The organism is Agrobacterium sp. RAC06 (assembly GCF_001713475.1).
Taxonomy (GTDB): Bacteria; Pseudomonadota; Alphaproteobacteria; order Rhizobiales; family Rhizobiaceae; genus Allorhizobium.
In genome coordinates this window covers 1,659,722-1,686,173 of sequence record NZ_CP016499.1, presented here as the reverse complement: position 1 = coordinate 1,686,173, position 26,452 = coordinate 1,659,722, and the positions used below count along the sequence as shown (strand labels likewise).

General features: G+C 61.5%; 28 protein-coding genes. 17 read left to right on the top strand and 11 right to left on the bottom strand.

Features of this window, described 5'->3' with window-relative positions; genetic code table 11:
• Nucleotides 1–145: 145 nt before the first annotated feature.
• Entirely contained in the window at nt 146–3,199 is a 3,054-nt protein-coding gene (locus BSY240_RS08235; protein ID WP_054148932.1) for a bifunctional diguanylate cyclase/phosphodiesterase, read from the bottom strand.
• Between the two features lie 290 nt (nt 3,200–3,489).
• Here BSY240_RS08235 and BSY240_RS08230 point away from each other — a divergent pair, with 290 nt between their 5' ends.
• Nucleotides 3,490–3,750 (top strand): DUF1344 domain-containing protein, encoded by a 261-nt coding sequence (locus tag BSY240_RS08230; protein WP_054148933.1) that lies wholly within the window; start codon nt 3,490–3,492, stop codon nt 3,748–3,750.
• A 39-nt stretch (nt 3,751–3,789) separates the two neighbouring features.
• On the opposite strand, the gene BSY240_RS08225 is transcribed toward BSY240_RS08230, so the two are convergent.
• The 4 genes from BSY240_RS08225 to BSY240_RS08210 all read right to left on the bottom strand — a co-directional run bounded on the left by BSY240_RS08225 (nt 3,790) and on the right by BSY240_RS08210 (nt 7,411).
• A complete protein-coding gene (locus tag BSY240_RS08225) occupies nt 3,790–4,380 on the bottom strand; it encodes a histidine phosphatase family protein (RefSeq protein ID WP_054148991.1) in 591 nt (196 codons plus the stop codon).
• A 16-nt stretch (nt 4,381–4,396) separates the two neighbouring features.
• On the bottom strand, nt 4,397–5,215 hold the full coding sequence (gene fabI, locus BSY240_RS08220) for an enoyl-ACP reductase FabI (RefSeq protein WP_006726747.1): 819 nt from the start codon (nt 5,213–5,215) through the stop codon (nt 4,397–4,399).
• Between the two features lie 253 nt (nt 5,216–5,468).
• The gene (locus tag BSY240_RS08215) at nt 5,469–6,731 is read right to left on the bottom strand and encodes a J domain-containing protein (RefSeq protein WP_069043898.1); all 1,263 of its coding nucleotides are present in this window, start codon (nt 6,729–6,731) and stop codon (nt 5,469–5,471) included.
• Between the two features lie 224 nt (nt 6,732–6,955).
• Nucleotides 6,956–7,411 (bottom strand): RT0821/Lpp0805 family surface protein, encoded by a 456-nt coding sequence (locus BSY240_RS08210; protein WP_371418425.1) that lies wholly within the window; start codon nt 7,409–7,411, stop codon nt 6,956–6,958.
• A 65-nt stretch (nt 7,412–7,476) separates the two neighbouring features.
• Here BSY240_RS08210 and pdxH point away from each other — a divergent pair, with 65 nt between their 5' ends.
• Nucleotides 7,477–8,097, top strand: a complete 621-nt coding sequence (gene pdxH, locus BSY240_RS08205) for a pyridoxamine 5'-phosphate oxidase (protein ID WP_054148936.1) — start codon at nt 7,477–7,479, stop codon at nt 8,095–8,097.
• Between the two features lie 15 nt (nt 8,098–8,112).
• On the opposite strand, the gene BSY240_RS08200 is transcribed toward pdxH, so the two are convergent.
• Nucleotides 8,113–9,159 carry a polysaccharide deacetylase family protein gene (locus tag BSY240_RS08200; protein WP_069041971.1) on the bottom strand — a complete coding sequence of 349 codons (1,047 nt, stop codon included), beginning with the start codon at nt 9,157–9,159 and terminating at the stop codon, nt 8,113–8,115.
• Between the two features lie 85 nt (nt 9,160–9,244).
• Nucleotides 9,245–10,735: an MFS transporter gene (locus BSY240_RS08195; protein ID WP_171901560.1), complete on the bottom strand. Its 1,491-nt coding sequence runs from the start codon at nt 10,733–10,735 to the stop codon at nt 9,245–9,247.
• A 79-nt stretch (nt 10,736–10,814) separates the two neighbouring features.
• On the opposite strand from BSY240_RS08195, the gene soxR reads away from it, so the two are divergent.
• Nucleotides 10,815–11,258: a redox-sensitive transcriptional activator SoxR gene (gene soxR / locus BSY240_RS08190; protein WP_069041970.1), complete on the top strand. Its 444-nt coding sequence runs from the start codon at nt 10,815–10,817 to the stop codon at nt 11,256–11,258.
• Nucleotides 11,259–11,472: 214 nt separating this feature from the next.
• The gene (locus BSY240_RS08185) at nt 11,473–12,789 is read left to right on the top strand and encodes a D-alanyl-D-alanine carboxypeptidase (protein ID WP_069041969.1); all 1,317 of its coding nucleotides are present in this window, start codon (nt 11,473–11,475) and stop codon (nt 12,787–12,789) included.
• A 50-nt stretch (nt 12,790–12,839) separates the two neighbouring features.
• Here the strand turns inward: BSY240_RS08185 and BSY240_RS08180 are convergent, their stop codons facing one another.
• From BSY240_RS08180 to BSY240_RS08170, 3 genes are all read right to left on the bottom strand, one after another.
• The gene (locus BSY240_RS08180; protein ID WP_069041968.1) at nt 12,840–13,268 is read right to left on the bottom strand and encodes a bleomycin resistance protein; all 429 of its coding nucleotides are present in this window, start codon (nt 13,266–13,268) and stop codon (nt 12,840–12,842) included.
• Nucleotides 13,265–14,680, bottom strand: a complete 1,416-nt coding sequence (gene tldD / locus BSY240_RS08175) for a metalloprotease TldD (RefSeq protein WP_069041967.1) — start codon at nt 14,678–14,680, stop codon at nt 13,265–13,267. Before tldD ends, BSY240_RS08180 begins: the two co-directional genes overlap by 4 nt.
• Nucleotides 14,681–14,791: 111 nt before the next feature.
• Nucleotides 14,792–15,322 (bottom strand): invasion associated locus B family protein, encoded by a 531-nt coding sequence (locus BSY240_RS08170; protein ID WP_069043896.1) that lies wholly within the window; start codon nt 15,320–15,322, stop codon nt 14,792–14,794.
• Nucleotides 15,323–15,648: 326 nt separating this feature from the next.
• On the opposite strand from BSY240_RS08170, the gene coxB reads away from it, so the two are divergent.
• The 11 genes from coxB (at nt 15,649) to BSY240_RS24125 (ending at nt 23,909) form a co-directional block, all read left to right on the top strand.
• Nucleotides 15,649–16,533: a cytochrome c oxidase subunit II gene (gene coxB, locus BSY240_RS08165; protein ID WP_150127435.1), complete on the top strand. Its 885-nt coding sequence runs from the start codon at nt 15,649–15,651 to the stop codon at nt 16,531–16,533.
• A gap of 14 nt (nt 16,534–16,547) precedes the next feature.
• Nucleotides 16,548–18,206 (top strand): cytochrome c oxidase subunit I, encoded by a 1,659-nt coding sequence (gene ctaD, locus BSY240_RS08160; protein WP_054148944.1) that lies wholly within the window; start codon nt 16,548–16,550, stop codon nt 18,204–18,206.
• Nucleotides 18,207–18,296: 90 nt separating this feature from the next.
• Nucleotides 18,297–19,253: a heme o synthase gene (locus BSY240_RS08155; protein WP_054148945.1), complete on the top strand. Its 957-nt coding sequence runs from the start codon at nt 18,297–18,299 to the stop codon at nt 19,251–19,253.
• A complete protein-coding gene (locus BSY240_RS24505; RefSeq protein WP_054148946.1) occupies nt 19,253–19,387 on the top strand; it encodes a hypothetical protein in 135 nt (44 codons plus the stop codon). The genes BSY240_RS08155 and BSY240_RS24505 overlap by 1 nt, the downstream gene beginning before the upstream one ends.
• Nucleotides 19,387–20,010 (top strand): cytochrome c oxidase assembly protein, encoded by a 624-nt coding sequence (locus tag BSY240_RS08150; RefSeq protein WP_069041966.1) that lies wholly within the window; start codon nt 19,387–19,389, stop codon nt 20,008–20,010. Before BSY240_RS24505 ends, BSY240_RS08150 begins: the two co-directional genes overlap by 1 nt.
• Before the next feature lie 55 nt (nt 20,011–20,065).
• The gene (locus tag BSY240_RS08145; RefSeq protein WP_054148948.1) at nt 20,066–20,941 is read left to right on the top strand and encodes a cytochrome c oxidase subunit 3; all 876 of its coding nucleotides are present in this window, start codon (nt 20,066–20,068) and stop codon (nt 20,939–20,941) included.
• A 141-nt stretch (nt 20,942–21,082) separates the two neighbouring features.
• Nucleotides 21,083–21,466, top strand: a complete 384-nt coding sequence (locus BSY240_RS08140; protein ID WP_054148949.1) for a DUF983 domain-containing protein — start codon at nt 21,083–21,085, stop codon at nt 21,464–21,466.
• 7 nt (nt 21,467–21,473) lie between these two features.
• On the top strand, nt 21,474–22,217 hold the full coding sequence (locus BSY240_RS08135) for an SURF1 family protein (RefSeq protein ID WP_054148950.1): 744 nt from the start codon (nt 21,474–21,476) through the stop codon (nt 22,215–22,217).
• Between the two features lie 72 nt (nt 22,218–22,289).
• Complete coding sequence (locus BSY240_RS08130; protein WP_054148951.1) at nt 22,290–22,655, top strand: DUF1304 domain-containing protein; 366 nt, start codon at nt 22,290–22,292, stop codon at nt 22,653–22,655.
• Between the two features lie 10 nt (nt 22,656–22,665).
• Nucleotides 22,666–23,664, top strand: coding sequence for a 4-hydroxy-3-methylbut-2-enyl diphosphate reductase (gene ispH / locus BSY240_RS08125; RefSeq protein WP_371418470.1), 999 nt, complete (start codon nt 22,666–22,668; stop codon nt 23,662–23,664).
• Nucleotides 23,665–23,741: 77 nt separating this feature from the next.
• Nucleotides 23,742–23,909, top strand: coding sequence for a hypothetical protein (locus tag BSY240_RS24125; protein ID WP_171901559.1), 168 nt, complete (start codon nt 23,742–23,744; stop codon nt 23,907–23,909).
• Between the two features lie 14 nt (nt 23,910–23,923).
• Here BSY240_RS24125 and BSY240_RS08120 read toward each other — a convergent pair whose 3' ends face one another.
• Nucleotides 23,924–25,627 carry a putative bifunctional diguanylate cyclase/phosphodiesterase gene (locus tag BSY240_RS08120; protein ID WP_236759337.1) on the bottom strand — a complete coding sequence of 568 codons (1,704 nt, stop codon included), beginning with the start codon at nt 25,625–25,627 and terminating at the stop codon, nt 23,924–23,926.
• A 127-nt stretch (nt 25,628–25,754) separates the two neighbouring features.
• Between BSY240_RS08120 and BSY240_RS23665 the strand changes: the two genes are divergently transcribed.
• Both BSY240_RS23665 and BSY240_RS08110 read left to right on the top strand, forming a co-directional pair.
• The gene (locus BSY240_RS23665) at nt 25,755–25,943 is read left to right on the top strand and encodes a type II toxin-antitoxin system HicA family toxin (protein ID WP_082347610.1); all 189 of its coding nucleotides are present in this window, start codon (nt 25,755–25,757) and stop codon (nt 25,941–25,943) included.
• Nucleotides 25,944–25,947: 4 nt separating this feature from the next.
• Nucleotides 25,948–26,382 carry a type II toxin-antitoxin system HicB family antitoxin gene (locus tag BSY240_RS08110; protein ID WP_054148955.1) on the top strand — a complete coding sequence of 145 codons (435 nt, stop codon included), beginning with the start codon at nt 25,948–25,950 and terminating at the stop codon, nt 26,380–26,382.
• Nucleotides 26,383–26,452 lie beyond the last annotated feature (70 nt).

Here is a 26,452-nt window from a genome sequence, read left to right as displayed (position 1 = left end):
GGAACGTCTTCCGGCGGGCCCTGCCTTGGATGGCGTCACTCATAGAGCAAATTGACAATTTCTGTGAAGCGCTTTTGCGCCGCGCGCCGCCGATTTGCGACGACACAGTGTCACCGAAGCGTTTGTGATCCGGCCGTGCGCCGGCTCAAGACGCCTTGCGCTGCGGCAGGCGGTCGACGAAGCGGGTGAAATCCTCAAACGAGAGGGGCTTGGCGAAGGCGTAACCCTGCAGGTAGTCACATCCGAGTTGACGCAGGATGCCTGCATGTTCATGGGTTTCGACGCCTTCGGCAACGGTCTCGATGCCGAGCGAGCGGGCAATCTCGACGATATTGCGCACCAGGCTTCGTTCCTGCGGCTGGACCGTGACCGGCATGACCAGCTGGCGGTCGATCTTCAGCCGCTTCGGCTTGAGCTTCAGGAGCGATACGATCGAGGTATGGCCGGTTCCGAAATCGTCGATTTCGATGTCGATGCCGAGCGCCTTGATCCTCTCGATATTCTCGGAGGCGAACGTGTCGCTATCGTCGAGGAAGATCGACTCCACCAGTTCGAAACAGATCGAACCGGGCGTGATCGAAAGGCCCTTCAACTGGTCGATCAGGTTGTCGTCATGCAGGCGCTTGGAGGAGACGTTGACCGAAATGCGCGGTACCTGCATGCCGAGCGCCGTCCAGCGCATCTGGTCCTTGAGTGCCGTCTGCAGCACGAGTTCGTCGATGCGTGCCATCACGTTCAGGTCTTCGGCGACCTTCAGGAAGTTGCCGGAGGCGAGGATGCCGCGGTCCGGATGGCGCCAGCGGATCAGGGCTTCGGCGCCACAGAGCTGCATGCTGGAGGCCTCGAATTGCGGCTGGTACCAGACGATGAATTCGTCGCGGTCGAGACCGGCCAGCATGTCGTCGGCCATGCGTTTCTTGGCGACGATGTTGGCCTGCAGGTCCGGGGTGAAGAACTCGTAGCAGTTCCGGCCCTTTTCCTTGGCCTGGTACAGCGCGATATCGGCGTTGATCAGCACCTTGCGCGGGTCGGGTGCCGCGCCCTGGGATTGCGCAACCCCGATCGAGACGCCGCAGCGGCAATCGAAGCCTTCGAAGTCGAGCGGCTGGCGCATCTCGTCGATGATCTTGTTGGCGAGCGTCGCCAGCTCGTCGACCGAAGTCTGCCGCCGTGCCAGCACCACGAATTCATCGCCGCCGATGCGGGCGACGAGATCGCCGCGCGGCACGTGTTTCATCAGGATGCGGGAAGCATGCACCAGCATGGCATCACCAGCCGCATGGCCGAGCGTGTCGTTGATTTCCTTGAAGCGGTCGAGGTCGAGATGCAGGATCGCGAACTTCGACGATTGGCGGTTGCCATTGCGTGCCAGCGTGTCGAGTTCGAGGTCGAGCTTACGGCGGTTCGCGAGCGATGTCAGCGGGTCGTGCAGGGCGTTGAACTCGATGCGGTTCTTGGCGAGCTCCAGCTCGATGTTGCGCATGTCGGCTTCCGCCTTGGCATTGCGCAGTTGTTCGGCAAGCAGCGCGTCGGCGGTCACGTCGAAGGCAATGCCGATCAGCTTCTTCTTGCCGTCGCGCCCGATATGCGGCTGGCCGACCGAGCGGATGTAGCGAATTTCGCCATTCTGCAACACCACTCTCTGTGTCGTGTTGATGATCTGGTCGAGCGTGACCGCCCGCTTTGTGGCAAGCTGGATCTCGCCGCGGTCGTCCGGATGAAGGCGTGACAGCCAGACGTGTTCGGCAACGGGCTTGTCGCTGAACGGTATGCCGTAGAGCTGATGCATGCGCTCGTCCCAGATGGCGCTCTTCGTAACGGGATCGCCTTCCCAGGTGCCGCAATTGTATGAGCCGAGTGCCAGATCCAGACGCTGCGAGGCTTCCGCCAGCTGGTGCTCGCGGCTTGAGAGTTCCTCAAGGGCAAGCTCCAGCTCGGCGTTCTTGATGTCGCTGTTTTCCTTCGCGCGGCTCAGCGACTGGGTGACCAGCGTATCGGTCGTCACGTCGCAGACGATACCGGTGATGCTGCCGTCGCTCGTGCGGGCGCCAACTGAACGCAGATAGCGGAAACTGTCGTCGGAGAGCGGAACGCGGTAGCTGATGTCCCATTGGTCGGCGGTCGCGGCCACAACGGAATCGAAGTAGAATTGTTCGGCGCGACCGATATCGTCGGCATGCAGACAGGCGAACCAGTCTGCCAGGCGGTCTTCTTCGTCGGTCAGGCTGTTGGGCAGGCCATGCAGGCCGGCGCTGCGGCTGTCCCAAATGAGCGCATGGGTCGATGCGTCGATCTCCCAGATGCCGATATTGGAGGTTTCCAGTGCGAGTTGAAAACGCTGCGACAGTTCGACAAGCCGCTGTTCGCGCGCTCTCAGACGCTTGATGTTCAGGTTGCGCTCGCGCAGCAGGAAGAGGGCGAGCAGCACGGAACTCGTCATCGCGATGACGCCGGCCAGGACCAGAAGGCGGCTCGGTAGCAGCCTGTTCATTGCCGCATCCCAGCCATCGGCTGGTACGCCATAGAGATTGTAGCCCAGACGCCCGCCGACAGACGCGGTGCTGATCGGGTTGTCATCGAAAATCGTCTCGTCACCGAAGACTTCATCGGTGCCATCGGCGGATGGCATGACGATGGCGACCTTGGTGTGGTCATGCCCTTCATGGTCTGGCACGTCGACCTCGGTCAGCAGTCCGTGATGGTCGAAGAAGCGGCCAGCGTCGATGTCGACGACCAGTGAAATCCATGCCGTACTGGACTGCCATGAGACAGGCGGGACCGGGATGTCGACGCTGATGGTCCGCGAGTCCCTTGTGACCTTCGGCGTAAAGGCCATGCGAGCGGGATCGTCGAGTGGGGCGAGGCGAATGCTGTCAAGCTGCGGGTTGTCGGTGATCAGGCGATTGACCGTCCGATTGAACTCCAACGGAGAAAGCAGGCCGTCGTCGGCGATGTCGTCCGCCAGGGAAAGAGCAATGTTGATGTCTTGATCCAGATGAGTCTCGATGTCGGACTGCACACGCAGCAGGCGATCCAGGATCCCGTGCTCGATGCGCCCGCGTTCGGTAAGCGCGGTCTGGCGGTCGATCATCAGTCCTGCGGACACGATGAGCACGCTCAGCACAGCCGCGCCGATCAGCCAGAGCATGCCGTTGCTCAGTCGCCTGTCGGCACGCGCGTCCATCGTCAACTTGCGCAAGTGTATGCTTCCCCTGATCCCGATTGCGCTAAGCCTATGGGGCTGCGGTTAATTTAGGATTTCGTCAGGGGCAGGTTTTTTTATCGTTTCTCTGTTTAGGGGGCGCACATGGTCCTTGAGCCAGAGCACGAGCCCACAGATTGTCGGGGGACAGCGGCGAACGCGCTTGATCCCGGTTGCCCTTCGGGTCCACTATCCCCCGAAATGAGTTTGTCAGGGGCGAATTCCGCCACATTCAGGAGGCTAGTTTGCAGTCGGTTTCAGCAGTGATTTGGTCGAGGGTGGTTTGCATGCGTGTCGTTATATCCCTGCTTCTCGCCACCGCAGGCTTCCTGTCGCCGGTCAGCGTCTATGCCGGCAGCGCCGATGTGGAAGCCACCATTCGTGATGTGAACATCGATGGAATGAACCTCGTTCTCGATGACGGCAAGACCTATGCCGTTCCCTCAGAATTCAACTTCGAGGGTCTCGAACCGGGCCAGAAGGTTCTCGTCTTCTACACGGAAGTGGACGGCAAGCGGGTCGTCGACGATCTGGAACTGCTGCAGTAGCAAGCGCGGGGCCGCCCGAAGAGGGCGGCACGGTCGATCTCAGATCCAGTCTATCAATTTTCGGTCGCGATCGATTTTCAGGATCCGATCCTGCGGAATGTTCATCTCGCAGGCCTCGTCCTCACTGACATTGCCAATCAGCCGGAAGCAGCTGCGGATAACGCCACCATGGCTGACGCAGACGGTCGGCCGTTCGACAGAGGTCAGCCAGGCGCCGATCCGCCAGGACAGGATCTCATAGCTTTCCGCATCGTCGCCGGGCGGAATGAAGCCCCATTTCTGGCGCGCCCGTTCCTCGACCCGCTCTGGCGAGACCTCTGCCAGTTCCGGCAGGGTCGAGCCTTCCCAATCGCCGAAGGAAAGCTCCTTCAGCCGCTCGTCAAGCCGGTAGTCGGCAGGGGGAAGGCCCATGGCTGTGCGCACCCGTTCCATGGTGTCGCGCGTGCGTCCGAGCGGGGAGCTCACAAAGTCGAAATCCCCGGCGCGGCCGCCGAGGATCTGGGCGAGCTTGCGCCCGTTTTCGCTGGCCTGCTGACGGCCGGTGTCGTTGAGGCCGATATCCTTCTGGCCTTGCATCCGGCCCTCGGCATTCCAATCGGTCTGGCCGTGACGGATCATGTAGATGAGCACGGCGCAGTCTCCGAATTCAGTCTTTGCCGAGAACGATGTCGGGCGCATCGACCGACTTCATGCCGACCGTGTGATAACCGCAGTCGACATGATGCACTTCGCCGGAAACGCCGGTCGAGAGGTCGGACAAGAGATACATGCCCGACTTGCCGACTTCGTCGGTCGTGACGTTGCGCTTCAGCGGCGAATGATACTCGTTCCACTTGAGGATATAGCGGAAATCACCGATGCCGGAAGCCGCAAGCGTCTTGATCGGGCCGGCCGAGATCGCGTTGACGCGGATGCCGCGGCCACCCATGTCGACGGCGAGATAGCGCACGGACGCTTCGAGTGCGGCCTTTGCCACACCCATGACGTTGTAGTGCGGCATGACCTTTTCGGCGCCGTAATAGGTGAGCGTCAGAAGCGAACCGCCATCATTCATGATCTTCTCGGCACGCGCCGCAACGGCGGTGAAGGAATAAACGGAGATATCCATCGTCCGGGCGAAGTTGTCGCGCGTCGTCTCGATGTAGCGGCCCGTCAGCTCGTCCTTGTCGGAAAAGGCGATGGCATGCACGACGAAGTCGATCTTGCCCCACTTGGCTTCGATATTGTTGAAGACGGCGTCGATGCTCTCAAGATTGGTCACGTCGCAGTCGCCGGCAAGAAAGGCATCCAGTTCCTGTGCGAGCGGCTCGACACGCTTCTTCAGCGCATCGCCCTGCCATGTGAGGGCAATCTCGGCACCCTGGTCACGACAGGCCTTCGCGATGCCCCAAGCGATGGAGCGATTGTTGGCGACACCCATGATGACGCCGCGCTTGCCTGCCATAAGGCCGGAACCCTGAACCATATCGAGACCCTTTAAGACGTTCGGTGGAGTTGCCTATGGCATAGGCCGATCCGGGGTTCAAGATTGCAGGCTCAGATCGACGGAACACGGCCCCGACATCCATCACAACGTCAGAAATCACTCATTTAGCAGGCGGAAATCTGCAGGGCTGAAGCGCAACAATTGCCGCCGGGCCCAAACGACAGGCTCGCCGAAAATGCTGTGCACAATAGGAGGTCGAAACCTGGAGACCCGTCACCGGGACCGAAGGGGCTCAGATATAGAGCCCCTCGCGCATCAGCCGCATCAGGTCGGTGACCTTCTCGTCCGGCTTTTCCCAGAGCATCACGCGCAGTTCGACGACAAGCGCGCCACGGCCGTCTTCGGCGTTGGGAAGGCCGAGGTCGTCGATTCGGATGACCTGATCGGAGTTCGACCAGGCGGGCACCGTGACGGGCACCATGGTCCCGTCAGGTCCTTCGACCTGGGTCTCGCAGCCCAGCACGGCGTTTTCGAGTGTGATCGGCAACACGGTGCGGATATCGAACTGGTCGACCGCGAAGCGATCGGCGCGCAGCACCTTGATCGTCACGGCGACATCGCCGCGCTGCAGGCCCTGGAACTTCAGCCCCTGACCCTTGAGGCGCACGACATGGCCCTCGGTCACACCGTTGAGCGGCACGCGCACTTCGCGCCCGTCGTTCAGGGTGATCGACACGGATTTCTGCTCGAGCAGATCGGCAATCGCGACCACGGCATCCGCAAAGATATCGGGTGCCTTTTCCGGCAGCGGCGGCGGGGCGCCGCGCAGGCGACGCACCAGCGAACTGAAGAGCTCGATCGGCGCCAGCAGGGGCGATGCCGCCGGCTTCAGGGGAATGCCCTCCTGAAGCTCTGCGGCCTCCTGCTCGCGGCGCAGGCTTTCAGCGGCTGCGGCTGCTTCCGGGCTATCGCCGAAAATGCGTGAAGCGGCTTCCTCCGGGCCTGAAGCCGTGCCGCCGACGGTAGCGCTCGGACCCGATTTAGGGCCAGCGCTTGCACCGGCAGTCGAAGTCTTGTCGGTGCCGGTCGCAGAAGCCGTTTCTGCGGCTGCATCCTTCGCACCGGATTCGGCCTGGGCTTTGGTCTTTGCCTCGGCGGCCTGTTCCTTTGCAGCCTTCGCCTTGGCGGCCTGGGTCGCATCCGCCTTGGCTTTCTCCGCCTCGGCGCGCGCCAGCTCCTCAAGCACGCGCTCGGCATTTATCTTGGCCTGCTTGGCTTTTTCCGCCGCCTCGCGCGCTGCCTGGCGCTGCTGCATGATCGTCTGTTCGCGTTCCAAGGCTTCCACCTTCATGCGCTGTTGATCGTACCGGTTCCGCTTGGCCGGATCCTTGAGCACTTCGTAGGCGCGGCCGATCTCGGCAAACCTGTTGTGGGCCTGCGGATCGTCACGGTTCTTGTCCGGATGTACGGATTTCGCCTTCGTGCGCCATGCTGCCTTGATCTCGTCAGAGCCGGCATCGCGTTTCACGCCAAGGATCGAATAAAAATCTCGCATCGAGGACACCAACACACCTCAGGCGGAAAAGGTCCCTTCATCGGGCCCGGTCCGCAAAACTTTCCTGCCGTCCTGCCGAATTCATGCAGATCCGGACGCTACAGTCCCGGGAACCGTTGCATGCCATATGCTAATCGAAGGTTAGCTGTCGGCCGTCAGGGCGACCTCATTCTTCCGGTTTGCTTAAGCAAGTCTTTCGAATGCGACCGAAATCGATCCGCCGTTTACGATCGGCGGTCGAAGCTCAACAGCTGCCAGTTGCCGGTGCCGGATGTGCACGTCTTGCCGGAGAAGTAGGCGATGCCTTCATAGGAATGTCGGGTCGTCGAGAAGTTGCGGCAGATGACGCCGTCACCTTTCTCTTCCTGGATGGCGGTCACGACACCCGCACTGCCGGTCGTCGCATTGGCCCAGGGAAGCGGCTTGCCCTCGGTCTTGGACAGATCCGCGGACGAAACAGCGCTTTGTACCGTGAGCTCGTCAGAACGGCTCGTGGGGTTGCCACTCTTCACGACAGTCGATGTGGAGATCGAACTGTCGACCGTATCCGAGCCGAACAGGTCCATGCTGCTGCCGAAGCAACCGCTGAGCGGAAGTGTCGCAGTGATGATGAGCAAGATCGAGCTTCTACGCATGCACCAACCCTTTGTCCGCTCGACCGATTTTGCTATGTCTGCCAAGGGGCCTGCGATCCAGTGCTTCGTCATCGACGGCCAATATGCATATCGGGAGCATTTTACACAATATGTCAGATATCGGGTTAACAACTGGTGACTTCACCGAAGAGAGCGAACCCTTTGCGCTCTTCGCCACCTGGCTGAAGGATGCCGAGGCCTCGGAGATCAACGATCCCAATGCGGTGGCACTCGCCACCGTGGATGCGGATGGCCTGCCGAATGTCCGTATGGTGCTGCTCAAGGGTTTCGATGTCAGGGGTTTCGTTTTCTACACGAATTTCGAGAGCCAGAAGGGACAGGAAATTCTCGGCCAGAAAAAGGCAGCCATGTGTTTTCATTGGAAATCGCTGCGCCGCCAGATCCGCCTGAGGGGCGATGTCGAGGTGGTTTCCGATGAGGAGGCAGACGAATATTACCAGTCCCGGCCGCTTGGCAGCCGGATCGGTGCCTGGGCTTCGAAGCAGTCCCGGCCGCTCGAAGGCCGCTTCGCGCTGGAAAAGGCGGTCGCCGAATACACCGCGAAATATGCGCTCGGAAACGTCCCACGCCCGCCCCATTGGTCGGGCCTCCGCATCATTCCGCGCTCGATCGAGTTCTGGCACGATCGCAAGTTCCGCCTGCATGACCGCATCGAGTTCCGTCGCGACGCGGAAGGCGACGGCTGGTCCAAGGTCCGGATGTATCCCTGATCAGGGGGGATGGGCTCAGCCGCCGACAAGCTTCGACGGCAGCCCCGACGCCAGCGCCTCGACATAGCGCGGCTTCTGATAGAGCCCGTTCAGCGAGATCCGCGGCAGAAGCTGCGGGCTCGCCATCGAGGCGGGCGTCAATGTGCCCGGCCGTGTGGTCACCGACAGCTTGAAGCCCGCCCAGTCGGCATAGCCTGCCGTCCGGACCGTTGCGCTCCGCGCATCGCCATAAGGATAAGCGAAGGTGACGGCGCGCGTGCCGGTGATGCCGGCAACATATTCGGCGCTCTCGTTATACTCCTGCAACAATGCCTCGTCGTTAAGATCGGCGAGGCCGCGATGGCTCACGGTATGCGCTCCGTAGGAGACCAGCGGGTTGCGGGTCAGGGCGGCAAGTTCCTCCCGATCCATGACCGTTTCGGAAACCAGCGCATGCGGGTTGATACCGGCAGCATTCGCCGCCGCATCGAGTTGCGCCACTCCCTTCGCTTCGTCGCCCGCCATCAGCAGGCGCGCGGCGGCGTCGAATGCGGCACACTTGGCGCTAGTCGAGCTGCAGTCGATGTCTATCCGCCCTGCCGGCAGGCAGAGAGCCACCCTTTGCCGGGCCCCGATCAGGGCCGCAAGCGTCTCCCACCACATCGTATGGCTGCGCTCCGAAAGCCCCTTGCAGACGAAGATGGTGAAAGGAACCCCGTGGCGCTCGAAGACCGGCAGAGCATGGTCGCGATTGTCGCGAAACCCGTCGTCGAGTGTGAAGACGGCAAAGGGCTGTCCGCCTTCGGGTTCGGCAAGAGCCGCCGGCACCTCGTCCAGTCGGAGGAAGCGATAGCCGCGCCGGATTAGCGTCTGGATCGCTGCGTCGAGGAAGTCGGGCGTGATGTCGAGATGCCGGTTCGGCTGGAACGGTCTGGCATTGGCCGGCCGGACATGATGCAGCGTGAAGATCACCCCGCGGCCCCGAAGACCAGCCGCCAGCCCGAGCCGCGACAACAGAAAGGACGCCTCCAGCCCCCCCGTGATTGCCACTCGCTTCAGCTTATGTTTGAACCGTCCCGCCATAACCTCTGCCTGAAATGTCATTGACTGCAATGCCAGACAGGCTACCCCCGAACCCTTAAGGCAGGTTCAACACGTCGTCTCAATATTATGGCGAATGCGGCGGCAGCTCCGCAGCCAGCCGGGTTGCCCGTCGAGCAAGCAGCATGGCAGGGATCGTCCACAGTACCGGAATGAGGAATGTCGCCGAGAAAGCGGCCCGGGAGGTCTCGCTTGTAGAGGTCTCTGCCAAGCCGAGACTGTTGCCCGCCAGGCCGGCAAAGGCCGCACCGATTGCGAAGCCCGCGGATTGCAGCGTCGGAATAAGCCCCGAAGTCTTGTCTCGCTCGGTACGCGTACTCGTTTCCATAAGCATCTGGCTCAGAAAGGCCCAGCTGGCGCCGAAAGCTGCACCGACCACGATCTGGCCCGTGACCAGAAGGAAAAGCGATCCCTGCTGAAAGCCGGGGGCAACCAGGAGCATGCCGCAGCATTGCAGGAGCGGTCCGGACTCGATTGCCCGCCGCCGCGCGCGTTCCGTCCCGACATGAGCAACGAGTACGGCGACCAGGCTCCAGCTCATCGCCATGATCGCACCAAGCCCACCGGCCGCCAGCGGACCGAAGCCGAAGCCATGCTGCAGCCCCAAGACGAAATAGACGCTGCTGGTCGCTTGGGCGACGGGCATGAGAAGAACCAGCCAAAGACCCGCCCCGACCGTTGACGAAAGACCAAAGGCTTCCGCCGGCATCAGACCCGTTGGAAGTACCCGATCGCGGCGAACGCTTGCGACCAGAAGGGCAATGCCGAACACTACGAGCACGGCCGAGGTCAGAGGCTCGGCCATCACTCCTGAGGACAGGATCATCAGAAGGCCCACTGACAGCAGCACCAGCGGGGAGAGCGGCACCCTGGCAAACGCGGCGACTGTCTCATCACGCGGCCTTGCCGTGAACAGTGCGAGAAGAAGAAAGACGAGCCCGAACGGCAGATTGATCAGGAAGGCCGTCCTCCAGGAAAAGCTTTCCGCCAGCCAGCCGGCCGCAAACGGTCCGCCGAAGGAAGCACATGTCCACACCAGCGCTTCCACGCCAAAGACCTTGGGCACCAGACGCGACGGATAGAGGGCTGGAATGAGCGCGTAACAGATCGCGGCGACCACGCCTTCGCCGAGCCCCTGTCCGAGCCGCCCGAGCAGAACCTGCTCCATCGTCGACGCAAACGCTGCCGTCAGAGTGCCGACGAGGAAGACCAGTGTCGCCACGACCAAGGCGCGGCGGGCGCCGAAGCGTTGTTTGAACTGGGCTGCGGTCACGCCGGCGACGATTGACCCGATCAGGTAAAGTGAGACGGACCAGGCGATGAGGTGGCCGCCGCCGATCTCGGCAATCGCGCTCGGCAGCACGGTGGAAACGAAGAAGCCGTTAAAGGCAAAGAGCGCAACCCCCATGCTCAGCATCAGCGTGGTGGATAGGTGTTCGCGCGACAGAAGATCGAGCCAGCCGCCCGGCTCGCTCGGCGGCGTCTTGAACTCATCAATCATGTCCGGAATCGACGGTAGGGAAGGGCCGGCCGATTTGTCGGTCGTGCTGTCGGTCATTCGTGAACTCACTTTGCGAAATGGCATTGGATGCGATTTGACGCGATGCTACAACCTCAACAAAGGTTGAGGTAAAGCCATGCCCGAACAAAAAAACCATCTGACCGTCGGAGATGTCGCCCGCCGCAGCGGACTGGCCGTGTCCGCCATCCATTTCTACGAGCGCAAGGGTCTGATCTTCGCCGACAGGACGGGCGGCAATCAGCGCCGCTACGGCCGCGACGTGCTGCGCAGGCTCGCCTTGATCCGCGCCGCGCAAGAGGTGGGGCTTCCGCTCTCGGAAGTCGCCGCGGCGCTGTCCGCACTGCCGCAGAAGCGCACGCCGACGCCCCAAGACTGGCGTGAGATTGCCACCCGCTGGGCCGAGAGGCTCGACCAGCGCATCCGCATTCTCGAAGGCCTGCGGCATGATCTCGACGGCTGCATTGGCTGTGGCTGCCTGTCTCTCCAGCGCTGCCATCTGGTCAATCCCGCAGACCGGCTGGGTGAAGAAGGGACTGGCGCTGTGACCTTCGCCCGCTGACGCCTTCGTGACCGTCCGTGCCAGCATTCGCGCAATCGATTAACCATCTGTTGACCATGATCGGGCGACCTTCTGTGGATCGATGGTTGCATTTGATTCCGATCGGCTGATTGTCGCCCCATTCTTGCCATAGGGCCTCAACCCGAAGACGGCGGATCGATCGAATCGAACCAGTCGCAGTCATCATTGAAATCCGGGCGGCATTGGAGTTTTCATGAGCAAGTTGCTGATCGCGTTCTCGTTTTGCGTGGCGATCCTCTCCCTCTCGACGACAGCCCAGGCAGGAAGTGCCCAGCTTCTGCTCGATGCCCGCACCGGCGAAGTCCTCGCCTCCGAAAACGCGGACGTGCTCAATCACCCGGCATCGCTGACCAAGATGATGTCCGTCTACATGGTTTTCGACGCGATCAAGGCCGGCAAGCTCAGCTGGGATAGCCCCGTTCCCTTTTCGAAACATGCCGCCTCCCGCCCGCCGACCAAGCTCTTCGTCAAGGCAGGCGACAGCATCACCGTCCGCGAAGCCGTACTCGCCATGATCGTCCGCTCGGCCAATGACGCCTCGGCTGCGATCGGCGAGAAGATCGGCGGCAGTGAAGAGGGCTTTGCGGCCCTCATGACGCGCAAGGCCCGTTCGCTCGGCATGATGAACACCACCTTCTTCAATGCCTCCGGCCTGCCGCATCCCCGGCAGTTTACCACAGCCCGCGACATGTCGACCCTCGGTGTCGCCCTGATGCGCGACTTCCCGAAGGAATACGAACTCTTCGCCACCAAGAGCTTCAAGTTCCGCGGCAAGACGATCAACGGTCACAACAACCTCATGTATCGCTACAAGGGCATGGACGGCATCAAGACCGGCTATACCAACGCGTCAGGCTTCAATCTGGTCAGCGCAGTCGAGCATGATGGCCGCCGCGTCATCGGCGTCGTCATGGGCGGCCGCACGGCTGCCAGCCGCGACAAGATCATGGAGCGTCTGATCGACGCCAGCATCAAGAAGGCCTCGACCGGCCAACAGCTTCTCGTCTCCCGTTCGACCGGCGCGCAGATGGATCTAGCCCGCCTTGGCGACGAGGTACCGGTTCCGGTTTCCCGCCAGTCGGCGCTGGCCGCAGTGCAGGGGCTCGCCGGAGCCACAGGGACCGCGACGCCGGGCACCGCCTCGGCTTATGCGCCATCGTCACAGGCCGAAACCGCAGACCTCGTCGCGACACCGGCAAGCCGCTTTGCTGCCGTCGACCCGCAGCAGACCGCCAGCACGCCCGCGACCTCTTTCGAACGCAGATGGCAGGTCCAGATTGCCGCCGCGACATCCGCCCAGGCAGCCATGGACTTGCTGTCCCAGGCCCGCCAGAAGGTCGGTGGCCCGCTTCAGGGGCTCGACACCTATACCGAAATGGTCACCCGCAACGGCATCACCTTCTACCGCGCCCGTTTCACCGGATTCGAGACCAAGGAAGCGGCTCGTGCGGCCTGCGATAAGCTGGTGCGCCAGCGCTACGACTGCGTCCTGATGCCCGCGCGGGGGTGAGGGGTTCGATGCGGGCTTCCGCAGCGGCTATCGAGTGGTGACTGCGAAGGCTAGCGGTCTAGATCGCGTTCACCCAAGTCTTCGTAGAGCCTTAGCAGGTAACCATCCGGATCCGGCACGACGAACTGCCGGTTGCCGACCTCACGATCGCCGCGCCGGTACCACTTCTCTTCGAGCGGCAGATATAGAGACACTCCGGCCGTAGCAAGCCGCTTCAGAACGGGTGCAACCTGCGGCACCAGGATCTGCAGATTCAGGCCGCGGCCAAGTGACCGTTCGACAGGAGCGTCCTGAACCTCGAAGGTCCGCCCGATCCCAATCTGGTCGATCATCAGCTGCGCGTCTCCGAGGGTCAGAAAACTGAAGCCCTCTTCGGGCCGCTCATAGGCAACCTCGAATCCAACAAGATCGCAGTAGAAGGCGCGGCTCGTCCGCCAGTCGCTGACCGCCAGTTCGGGGACGAGCGCGTTTTCCCTCAAGCCTTCGTCCCGCCCACCGTGATCTGGTCCATCCGCAGATGCGGCTGACCAACGCCGACGGGGACCCATTGACCGGCCTTGCCACAATTGCCGATGCCCGTGTCAAGCTTGGTGTCGTTGCCGATCATCGAGATGCGCTTCATCGCATCGGGACCGTTGCCGATCAGCATGGCGCCCTTGACCGGTGCGCCGATCTTGCCGTTTTCGATCAGATAGGCCTCGGTGCAGCCGAAGACGAACTTGCCCGAGGTGATGTCCACCTGTCCGCCGCCGAAGGAGACGGCATAAATGCCCTTCTTGACGGAGGCGATGATCTCCTCCGGCGTCTTGTCGCCCGAGAGCATGTAGGTATTGGTCATGCGCGGCATGGGCTGGTGGGCATAACCCTGGCGACGTCCGTTGCCGGTCGCCTTCATGCCCATCAACCGGGCATTCTGCCGATCCTGCATGTAGCCGACCAGTTTGCCGTTCTCGATCAGAACGTTGTAGGCGGACGGCGTGCCCTCGTCGTCGACGGTGATCGATCCGCGCCGGTCGTTGATCGTGCCATCGTCAACGACGGTGACGCCGGGAGCCGCCACCATCTCGCCCATCAGGCCGGCAAAGGCGGAGGTTTTCTTGCGGTTGAAGTCACCTTCCAGCCCGTGGCCGACTGCCTCGTGCAGCATGACGCCCGGCCAGCCATTGCCGAGCACGATGTCCATGGTGCCGGCCGGCGCCTCCTGGGCTTCGAGATTGATCAGCGCCTGACGCAGTGCGTCGTCGGCACCACGGCGCCAGCTCTCCTCGGTCAGGAACTCGTTGAAGCTCATGCGGCCGCCAGTGCCAAAGGAGCCGCTTTCCTGGCGGTCGCCCTGGCCGGTGACAACGGAAATGTTGATGCGGGTCATCGGCCGGATGTCGCGCACCCGGTGGCCGTCGGCACGCAGGATCTCGACCACCTGCCAGCTTGCGCCGACGGTTGCCGTGACCTGCCGCACCTTGGGATCCTTGTCGCGCAGATAGGCATCGATCTCCGAGAGCAGCTTCACCTTCTCCTCGAAGGTCGGGGAGCCGATCGGGTTGCCGTCACCATAGAGTTTGGCATTGGTCCTCTGTGGCGCCGTCGCATACGAGCCGGAATAGCCATGGGTCACAGCACCCACGGCGTCCGCCGCGCGGGAAAGCGCGGCCAGAGACAGCTCGCCGGAATGGGCATAACCGACCGCTTCGTCGGCCACGGCGCGCAGGCCGAACCCCTGGTCCGTGTTGAAAGAGCCACCCTTCAGGCGACCATTGTCGAAGGTCAGCGATTCCGCCTGGGCATGTTCGACGAACAACTCTCCGTCGTCGGCGCCCTTGAGAGCATCCGCAACGCGCCGCGTCAGCGTGGCTTCGTCGCAATCGAAGAGGGAGATAAGGTCCTGGGTCATGAATGTCTCCTTGGGCGCTGGCCTTCAGCATGTAGGCGCGCAACGAAAGAGGGGCAAGCCCGCCGGACTTGCCCCTGTCTATAATGTCATCACGATCAGGCGACCGCGCCCTTACGGCAGTGTGTCATAGCCTTCGCCGAAGCCGGCAAGCTCGATCGGAATGCCGACGCGGTCCTGGTCTGCCGATTCGCGAAGCGCAAAGACGGCTGCCTGGCCGGCCCGCAGGATCTTCATCAGCTCTTCGTCGATCTCGACTTCGACATAGCAGCCTTCTGAGAAACAGCGGGTGAAATAGGCCCGACCGATATTGTTGCCGTCGACGAAGAGCTCCATGCCGTCCTTCAGGAGAACGCCGAGCGGTGCGAGAATGCGCAGGATGCGGGCCTTGCGATCAGCGGTCTTCAGCACGACGACGGAAAGGCCGACTTCCGGCCTGTCTTCCGCAATAACGTTCTGCATCAGCGCACATTGTTCTTCCGAAGCGCCGGCCGGCTTGTCGCAGATGACAGACCAGGCGCCGTGGTTGGAGCGGATCGAGCCCGGCTGTTGTTGCTGTTGCTGGCTCAGCGCCGGAGTGGCGAGTGCGGCCATCAGCACGGCGCTCGCGGTCAGGCTCGACCAGGCAAGTCTAGGCAGACCCATGAAAACCTCTGGAAAACGAATCATTGACGACATTCTTGTCGCGAGGGTCCGCAAATGGAAGCCCCGACCCCTGTTTTAAGGTCGAGTGCGGCATAATTGGGACTGCGTTTTTGGATGTAGAAGCGCAATCATGCGCCTCATGGTGCCCCAACTGGTTAAAGCCTGTGTATCGCGGTCGCATGTATTTGATGAAGCGCAAAAATGCCGCACCGCCTTTCGCGCGGGCGTATTGCGATTGCGGCCAATCTGTGATTTGAAACGGCGACACTAGCATGATTTTTGCGCTATGGTTTGATGTGGATCAAGCGCTTGTGGGAGACCAAACCGTGATGAAGAGAACCTATGCAGCCTTGGCCGCTTTGGCCTGTCTGCTTTTCGCTTCTGTAGGCTTCGCCGATCAGCCGAAGCCCTGGCAGATGGGTATGCAGGAACCAGCCACCTCCATCATGGAGTTCAACAGCTGGTTCGAGCAGTACACACTGTGGTTCATCGTTCCGATCACCATCTTTGTTCTGATTCTCCTGATCGTCGTGGTCGTGAAGTTCCGCGCCGCCGCCAATCCGGTGCCGTCGAAGACGAGCCACAATACGACGATCGAGATCGTCTGGACGGTTGCTCCGGTTCTCATTCTCTTCGCGATTGCGATCCCGTCCTTCAACCTGCTGACCTACCAGCTGAAGATGCCGGAAAACCCCGACATCACCATCAAGGCGACCGCCACCCAATGGCTCTGGTCCTACGAATATGAGGGCGAGCAGGCCGTCTCCTTCGACAGCTACATGCTGAAGGAAACCGACCGCGCCGACGCCGGCAAGGAAGATGTCGCACGTTATCCGCGCCTTCTGGCCGTCGACAACGAAGTCGTCGTTCCCGTCGGCAAGACGGTTCGTCTGCTTGTCACGGCCGCCCCCACCGACGTTATTCACGCTTTCGCAATGCCGGCCTTCGGCATCAAGATCGACGCCATCCCGGGCCGCCTGAACGAAACCTGGTTCCGCGCCGACCGTGAAGGTCTCTACTACGGCCAGTGTTCGGAGCTGTGTGGCAAGGACCACGCCTACATGCCGATCGCCATCCGCGTCGTCACCGACGAGCAGTATGCGACCTGGCTTGAGGCTGCGACCTCGGATCTGTCGGGCGCCAACCGCGCTCTCATGGCTGCTGTTGACGGCGCTCCCGCCGTCCAGACTGCCGAAAACACAACGAACTGAGAGGAGTGAGGTCAATGGCTGGCTCTGTTGCCCACGACGAACACGCACATCACGACCATAAGCCGGGCTTCTTCGCTCGCTGGTTTCTGTCCACCAACCACAAGGACATTGGTACCCTCTACCTGATCTTCGCGATCGTCGCGGGTATCATCGGTGCCGCCCTCTCGGTTGCCATGCGTATGGAGCTCCAGGACCCGGGCATCCAGATCTTCCACGGTCTGGCCCAGATGGTCTACGGCTTCGAAGGTGATGCTGCCATCGACGGCGGCAAGCACATGTACAACGTCTTCACGACGGCGCACGCCCTGATCATGATCTTCTTCATGGTCATGCCGGCGCTGATCGGCGGCTTCGCCAACTGGATGATCCCGATCATGATCGGCGCACCGGACATGGCCTTCCCGCGCCTCAACAACATCTCGTTCTGGCTGATCGTCCCGGCCTTCCTGCTGCTCGTCCTCTCGATGTTCGTCGAAGGTCCGGCAGGCGCCTATGGCGTCGGTGGCGGCTGGACGCTCTATCCGCCGCTGGCGACCTCTGGACAGCCTGGACCGGCGGTTGACCTCGCGATCTTCGCGCTTCACGTCTCCGGTGCGTCCTCGATCCTCGGTGCAATCAACTTCATCACCACGATCCTGAACATGCGCGCTCCGGGCATGACGCTGCACAAGATGCCGCTCTTTGCATGGGCCGTTCTGGTCACCGCCTTCCTGCTGCTGCTGTCGCTCCCGGTTCTCGCCGGCGGCATCACCATGCTGCTGACCGACCGCAACTTCGGCACGGCCTTCTTCTCGCCTGAAGGCGGTGGTGACCCGGTTCTCTACCAGCACCTGTTCTGGTTCTTCGGTCACCCGGAAGTCTACATCCTGATCCTGCCCGGTTTCGGCATTGTCAGCCACATCATCTCGACCTTCTCGAAGAAGCCGGTCTTCGGTTATCTCGGCATGGCCTATGCCATGGTCGGCATCGGTGCTGTCGGCTTCGTCGTGTGGGCTCACCACATGTACACGGTCGGCCTGTCGCTCCAGGCGCAGCGCTACTTCCTCTTCGCAACCATGGTCATCGCGGTGCCGACCGGCATCAAGATCTTCTCGTGGATTGCAACGATGTGGGGCGGTTCGCTGACCTTCAAGACCCCGATGGTCTGGTCGATCGGCTTCATCTTCCTGTTCACCGTCGGTGGCGTCACGGGCGTCCAGCTCGCCAATGCCGGCCTCGACCGTTCGCTGCATGACACCTACTACGTCGTGGCCCACTTCCACTACGTTCTGTCGCTCGGCGCCGTCTTCGCGATCTTCGCCGGCTGGTACTACTGGTTCCCGAAGATCACCGGCTACATGTACAACGAGTTCGTTGGCCACCTTCACTTCTGGGTCATGTTCATCGGCGTGAACCTGGTGTTCTTCCCGCAGCACTTCCTCGGCCTTGCCGGCATGCCGCGCCGCTACATCGACTATCCGGATGCCTATGCCGGCTGGAACTATGTCTCGTCGATCGGCTCCTACATCTCGGCCTTTGCGGTTCTCGTCTTCCTCTACGGCGTCTTCGAAGCCTTCGCCAAGAAGCGCGTCGCTGGCGACAACCCCTGGGGTGAAGGTGCGACCACGCTGGAATGGCAGCTGTCTTCGCCGCCGCCGTACCACCAGTGGGAACAGCTGCCGAAGATCAAGTAAGCAGCGCCTAACCTGCGAAACGCTAACGGGCGCCGCGATCTTCGGGATCGCGGCGCCCGCAAAGCCAAACGAAAGACGGAATTCGAAAGCATGACGGTCATCGACAATCGCGACGTATTCGGCATCGAAGGCGAGGTTCGCCTGTCCGAAGCGAACCCGCGCGATTTCTTCGCGCTCCTGAAGCCGCGGGTCATGTCGCTCGTCGTCTTCACGGCGCTTGCCGGCTTGGTTCTTGCGCCCGGCGAAATCAATCCGATCATCGGCTTCATCGCGATCCTCTGCATCGCAGTTGGCGCCGGCGCATCCGGCGCGCTGAACATGTGGTACGATGCCGACATCGACGCCATCATGAGCCGCACGGCGACCCGTCCGGTACCGGCCGGTCGCGTCACGCCGGAAGAGGCGCTCGCCTTCGGCCTCGTCCTCTCGGTGTTTTCGGTCGGCGTGCTTGGCCTCGCCGTGAACTGGTTTGCCGCCGGTCTGCTCGCCTTCACCATCTTCTTCTACGCCGTCGTCTATACGATGTGGCTGAAGCGCTCGACCTCGCAGAACATCGTCATCGGCGGTGCGGCCGGCGCCTTTCCGCCCATGGTCGGCTGGGCCTGCGTGACGGGTGGTGTGTCGCTCGACAGCTTCATCCTCTTCATGATCATCTTCCTTTGGACGCCGGCGCATTTCTGGGCGCTCGCGCTGTTCAAGATGAAGGATTACGGTGATGTCGGCGTGCCTATGATGCCGAACGTCGCAGGCATCCCGTCGACCAAGCGTCAGATCGCGGTATACGCCGTGCTGACGGCCATCACCGGTGTGCTGCCGACCTTCACCGGCCTGTCTTCGATCGGTTACGGCATTGTAGCAGCCCTTCTTGGCGCAATCTTCGTGCACTGTTCCATCGCCGTCTGGCGCATGGCCGACGGCGACGAAAAGATGGTGCCGGCCAAGAAGCTGTTCGCCTATTCGATCTTCTATCTCTTCGCGATCTTCTCGGCCCTGATGATCGACTTTTACGTCGCGCCCTTTGCGGCAAGCCTCGGAGGTGCCGCCTGATGGAGACCGTGCAACTGAATGACAAGCAGAAGAAGTCCCGTCGCGGCCGCAACATCGCGCTTGGCGTGGTGCTCGCAGCTCTGGTGGTGATCTTCTACGTCGTAACCATCATCAAGATCGGCAACGTGGGTTAATGAGGCTTCGCACCGTGACTGTATCGAACGAGAACATCAAGGTTTCGAACCGCCGCAATGTTGGCGTAGCGACCGCCTGTGTCGTCTTCGTCGGCGGCATGGTGGGTATGGCCTATGCGGCCGTTCCGCTCTATCAGCTGTTCTGCCAGGTGACCGGCTATGGCGGCACGACCCAGCGGGTGGAGCAGGTCTCGGACGTGGTCCTGGATCGTACGATCAACGTGACCTTCGACGCCAATGCAGCGTCCGGTCTGAACTGGGATTTCAAGGCGGTCGACAAGAAGGTGACGCCGAAGATCGGCGAGACCGTTCAGATCACCTATACCGCGACGAACAATTCGCCCCATCCGGTCACGGGTGAGGCGGTCTTCAACGTCACCCCCGGCGAAGCCGGAGCCTACTTCAATAAAGTCCAGTGCTTCTGCTTCACTGAAACCACGTTGCAGCCGGGCGAGACACTGGAAATGCCGGTCGTCTTCTTCGTTGACCCCGCCATCGTCGAGGCGGATGAGACAAAGGGCATCGGAACGATTACCCTGTCCTACACCTTCTATCCGCGCGCAGATCAGGCGCCGGTGGCCGCACTCGCGGTCGAGGAAGACAAAGGACAGCCGAAACTGTGAGAGGGCTCCGGCTCGCCGGAACTCGTAATGAAATTGACATTCGGGGATTGCTGAAATGGCCGAAGCGCACCAGAAGAACCACGACTACCACATCATCGATCCGAGCCCCTGGCCGCTTCTGGCCTCGATCGGCGCCTTCGTCCTCACCTTCGGTGGCGTCGGCTACATGCGCTACCTCAACGGCGGTTCGCTGAACCTGTTCGGCGTGGATTGGGCCAACCCTTGGCTCTTCTACATCGGCCTTGCGATCGTGCTTTTCACCATGTTCGCCTGGTGGGCAGACACCATCAAGGAAGCCCACGAAGGTCATCACACCCGCGTCGTGTCGCTGCACCTGCGCTATGGCATGATCATGTTCATCGCTTCTGAAGTGATGTTCTTCGTTGCCTGGTTCTGGGCCTTCTTCGATGCCAGCCTCTTCGCCAACGAAGCGATCCAGACGAGCCGCGTCGAGTTCACCGGTGGCCAGTGGCCGCCCGTTGGCATCGAGGTTGTCGATCCCTGGCACCTGCCGCTCTACAACACCGTCATCCTGCTGCTCTCGGGCACCTGTGTGACCTGGGCCCACCATGCCATGCTGCACAACGACCGCAAGGGCCTCGTCTACGGCTTGCTCTTGACCGTGCTGCTCGGCGTCCTGTTCTCCTTCGTGCAGGCCTATGAATACGCAGTCTCGCCCTTCGACTTCAAGAACTCGATCTATGGCGCGACCTTCTTCATGGCGACGGGCTTCCACGGTTTCCACGTTCTGGTCGGTACGATCTTCCTGATCGTCTGCCTGTTCCGTGCGCTTGCCGGCCACTTTACCCCGCAGCAGCACTTCGGCTTCGAAGCCGCCGCCTGGTACTGGCACTTCGTCGACGTGGTCTGGCTGTTCCTCTTCTTCGCCATCTACATCTGGGGCGACTGGGGTGCACCGCTCGCCCATTGATCCGGGTGACGAAAGTTTCAGAAGGGCGGCGAAAGCCGCCCTTCGTGTTTTCGGCCCGTGCGACGATCCGGCACTCGTCGGGAACCACTGCTTGCTCTAAGGGTTGGCCGGGGACACGTAGCAGCATCAAGGAGAGGTTCAGTGACCGAAGACAGCGCAAAATTCCCGCCGGTGGATCCGGTCAAGGCGGCACTGACCGCGTCGTGCCCCCGCTGCGGCAATGGCAAGCTCTTCGACGGCTTCAGTAAACCGAGGGCACGCTGCAATTCCTGCGGCCTCGATCTCTCCTGGGTCGACGCCGGCGATGGTCCGGCAATCTTCGTCATCCTGCTTGCCGACTTGCTCGTCGTTGGCTTCGCGGTCTGGGTGGAACTCACCTATCAGCCCTCGATGTGGCTGCACATCCTCGTTTTTGCTCCGCTCGGTGTGGCGCTGACTCTCTGGCTCATGCGTTTCCTGAAGGCATTGCTGATCGCCCTGCAATACAAGCACAATGCCTCCCAAGGGGTGATCGATCGTGGCTGAGACACGGATGAACGAGGCAAATCGCGAGGGTCGCCGCACCTGGCGTTTCTGGCTTGCCCTGGTTCTGGTGCCGGCAGCGCTCGCCATCCTGCTGTCGCTCGGCACCTGGCAGGTCAACCGGCTGCACTGGAAGGAAAGTCTGCTCGCGGACATCCAGGAACGCAGCACGGCCGCCCCCGTGGATGTTGCCACGTTGGAGCGCCTGCTCTCGACCGGCGAACCTGTCGACTATCGTCACGCCACCGCCGGCGGCCGCTACCTGCATGACAAGGAGCGCCATTTCCTGGCGACCTTCCAGGGCCAGTCAGGCTTTTACATCTACACCCCGCTCGAACTCGCGGACGGCCGCTATCTCCTCGTCAACCGCGGCTTCGTTCCCTATGACCGCAAGGAGTCCGCCGGACGTGCCGAAGGACAGATCGAAGGTGCGCAGACGGTCACCGGCCTTGCCCGGGCGGAGTTGACGGAAAAGCCCTCTTCGCTTGTTCCCGACAATGACGAGCAGGCGAACATCTTCTACTGGAAGGATCTAAGCCGCATGGCCGCTTCCGTGGATCTGCCGGCCGATCGCGTTCTGCCCTTCTTCCTCGATGCCGATTCGACCCCGGTCGCCGGTGGTCTGCCCCGGGGCGGCGTGACGCAGATCGACCTGCCCAACAATCACATGCAATATGTCATCACCTGGTACGGTCTGGCAGTTGCCCTCGTGGCCGTCGCGGTCGCAGGTCTGTTCAGGCGCAAAACCCGATAGTCCGAAGAGAGCTTTTCGGCTAAACACGCAAGGCCGTGCGGTCCCGATCGATCGCCGCCAAGGGGTACATGCATGTCCTATCTCGCTTCGACACTGGTCGCGCTCGTCGCGCTTGAACACATCTATATTCTGATCCTCGAGATGTTTCTCTGGACCACGCCGACCGGCCGCCGTGCCTTCGGCATGAAACCCGAACAGGCCGAAGCGACCAAGGTCATGGCGGCCAACCAGGGCCTCTATAACGGCTTCCTCGCCGCAGGCCTGATCTGGGGCCTGCTGCACCCGGATGTCGCCTTCGGTTTTCAAATTCAGTTGTTTTTCCTTGGCTGTGTACTGGTCGCGGGCCTATATGGGGGAGCAACGGCCTCGCGGAAGATCTTTGTCATTCAGGCTCTTCCGGCGGCACTCGCCATTATCGCTGTCCTGATTGCCGGTTGAACCGATGAACATGCACCTGAACCGCCCCCCTCTGACGATCAGGCTTTGCGGCCCGCGCGGCTTCTGCGCCGGCGTCGATCGCGCGATCCAGATCGTCGTGCTCGCCCTCAAGCGTTATGGCGCGCCGGTTTATGTGCGGCACGAGATCGTGCATAACCGCTATGTCGTGGAGGGGCTGGAAGCCAAGGGCGCGATCTTCGTCGAGGAACTCGACGAGATCCCCGCCGAACATCGCCAGCAGCCGGTGGTCTTCTCCGCCCATGGCGTGCCGAAATCGGTGCCGGAGGATGCGGCAAGCCGCAACCTCTTCTATCTCGATGCCACCTGTCCGCTGGTCTCCAAGGTCCACAAGCAGGCCATGCGCCATGAGCGCCTTGGCCGCCATGTCATCCTGATTGGTCACGAAGGCCATCCGGAAGTCATTGGCACCATGGGCCAGCTGCCGCCGGGAAGCGTCTCGCTGATCGAAACGGTCGAGGATGCGGATGCCTACGAGCCCGCCAATCCCGACAATCTCGGCTATGTCACGCAGACGACGTTGTCCGTTGATGACACGGCAGGCGTCATCGCCCGCCTCATGGAGCGCTTCCCCAACCTGACGGCGCCCTCCGCCGATAGCATCTGCTACGCGACGACCAACCGCCAGGAAGCCGTAAAGCAAGCCGCCCCCGGCTGCGATCTCTTCATCGTCGTCGGCGCTCCCAATTCGTCGAACTCGAAGCGCCTCGTCGAAGTCGCCTTGAGGGCAGGGGCGACGCGCTCGATGCTGGTCCAGCGCGCATCCGAAATCGACTGGTCTGAAATCGGCGAGATCGGAACCCTCGGCATTTCCGCCGGCGCCTCAGCGCCTGAGGTCATCGTCGACGAGATCATCGACGCCTTCCGCCAGCGCTTCGATGCCAAGGTCGAACTGGCCATAACGGCGGAAGAAAACGAACATTTCCTCGTGAACCGCGAATTGCGCGATGTCGAACTGACACGGGAGGACATGGCCTGGGTCAATGGCTGACCTGCCGCGCAGTCTGAAATTTTGAGTGCCTCCTGAAGCGCAAGTCTCCGAAGCTCGCCATGAAATTCGATGGCCTGATGGCTGAAACAAGATCGCGCTCGCAATTGGCAGGCTCACAGGCGCGGCTAGCCGCCAACAGCATAGATAAGGGCCGGCTGGCGGAAACTTTCGACTGCGCCTTTGGCAAGAAGCAGATTGCCGCCAAGACCAGAACCGGCCGACTTCTGCAACTCCGCGCGGACTAGCTTGAACACGGACGTCAGAGTCCGTTGACGCGGAGGGGTTTGCCGATCGTTCCAGCATTGTTTATGCATCTCAGCGCATCCTCTTTCCGCATCGGCCGACCATACAGATAACCCTGGCCTTCCTGGCAGCCGATATCGCGCAAGACGCTTTCTTGTTCGGGGCCCTCGATCCCCTCGGCCACCGTCCGCAAGCCCATTTCCGTGCTCATCGCGACGAGCGCGCGGGTAATTGCCGCGTCCGAGGTGCGCGTGCGAATGTCGCGGATGAAGCCTCGGTCAATTTTCAGGGTGGTCAGCGGGTAGCGCTGCAACGAACTCAGCGATGCAAAACCTGTCCCGAAATCGTCGAATGCGACGCCGACACCGATATCGCGGATCGCCTTCAGAGCCTGCACACTCGCGTCCGCATCGTTCAACGCCACCTCTTCGGTGATTTCCAGTTCCAGCCACTCCGGCGCCACCTGGTGGCGTTCCAGTGCATCGCTCACACGGTCGCATAGATGTGGCGACCGGAACTGTTGCGGGAAAAGATTGACGGCGATCCGGTATCGGCCGTCCTGCCGATTGAGGTCTGCCGCCATCTGGCAGGCTTCTTCGATGGTCCACCAGCCGATATCGCTGGCCAATGAGCTTTGCTCCAGGGAAGGCAGGAATGCGCCGGGCAAAAGGAGACCGAGGTCGGGATGGTTCCATCGGATCAGCGCTTCGAAACCGACCACTTTGCGCGTGCTCAGATCCACCTGTGGCTGGTAATAGATTTCGAGTTCATTCTTGTGCAACGCGCGGCGCAGCCGGTCGCGCATGTCGCGTTTGGCCTGGCTCTCGTTGCGCATGGATGTCTCGAAGAACCGATAGGCACGACCGCCGGCCGCCTTGGCGCGGTAGAGGGCAAAATCGGCCGAGGCCAGCAATTCCTCGGCCTCACGTCCATGCGCAGGCGCAAGCGCGATGCCGATGCTCGCCCCCAGTTCCAGCTCCAGACCACCAAGGCTGAAGGGCTTGCGAAAGGCGTCGAGAATTCGCGCTGCCTCTCTTTTTGCAACGACCGGATCACCACTGTCGGGGAAGAGCACTGCAAACTCGTCGCCGCCGAGGCGTCCGATCACCGTCTTGTCGCCGAGCAGATAGGGCAGGCGCACCCCGACCGCTTGCAGGAGGCTGTCACCGACAAGATGGCCATGCATATCGTTGACGTCCTTGAAGCCGTCCAGATCAATCATCAGGAGAGAGCAGGCAGCACCCGACGACAGCTTTTCAGCAAGAACGGTCATGAATTCGTGGCGGTTTCGCAGGCCGGTCAGCGTGTCATGCGAGGCAAGGCGCATCAACCGCGCGTCGCGCTCGCGCCGCTCGGAGATGTCACGAATGGTGGCCCCGGCCCAGAATTCGCCCTCTGAAGTCCACATGGAAAGCGTGATCTCGATCGGAAATTCCGTTCCGTCGCTCTTCAGCGCGGACACTTCCACCGGTTTTCCCGCCAGCCCCGGCTTGGCGCCCGACGCAGCATTGGCCATGCCGGCAGAATGGGCGCCGCGCATGCGCTCTGGGATGATCATCGTGATCTGTCGGCCACGAACCTGCTCGGCTTCGTAACCGAACATGGCGCAGAAGGCGGCATTGGCGAAGCGGATGTTGCCTTGGCTGTCGACCACGATGAGCGCGAGGTTCATTGTTGCAGCAAAGTCATGTGCCAGGCGAGCAGTCGGAGGGAGATCCATTGCAACAGTCCCGCGTTGTTTCGGAAATGCTATCGGATCGATATTAGCAGTTCGTAAAGTGTTCGTCCAAGATCGGCACAGGGTGAGCATCTTGAGACGTGCGCATCGGGTGTGTATAATATTTAACATGAGGAGTTCAGCAGTTATCGCCGCGTTGAAAGCTGACGGGTGGTATGAAGTCTCCACCAAGGGCAGTCATGTGCAGTTCAAGCATGAGAAGAAGCCCGGCCGCGTCACTGTCCCTCATCCGAAGAGAGATCTGCCAATCGGCACCCTGAAAAATATCGAGAAACAGTCTTCGTTGAAGCTGAGGTGAGCTCATGCAGAATTTCATTGGCCTCATTCACAAGGATCCCGACAGCGATTACGGCGTCTCCTTCCCCGATTTCCCCGGTGTCGCCACGGCGGGTACGGATCTGGACGATGCACGCCGCATGGCGGAGGAAGCTCTGGCATTCCATGTCGAAGGCATGATTGAGGATGGTGAGGCCATTCCGGAGCCTTCGTCGCTCGAGGCAATCATGTCTGATCCTGGAAATAGCGATGCCGTGGCCGTTCTCATCCCGCTGAGAACCCCTGCGAAGAAGGCAGTCCGCGTCAACATCACTCTGGCCGAAGACCTCCTGCGTGCCATTGACGCTCATGCCGAGGCGCATGGTCTGACGCGCTCTGGTTTCTTGGCCAGGGCGGCAGAGCAGCAGATGACGAGCGACAACAATCCGAACAACATCCGGGGCTATGCGCTCTCAGCGTGACATTGCAGTCATGCGATCTCAGCACCTGTGAGTACCATTTCCTGTGCCCCGTGTCGCAGCAGGGCTGGCA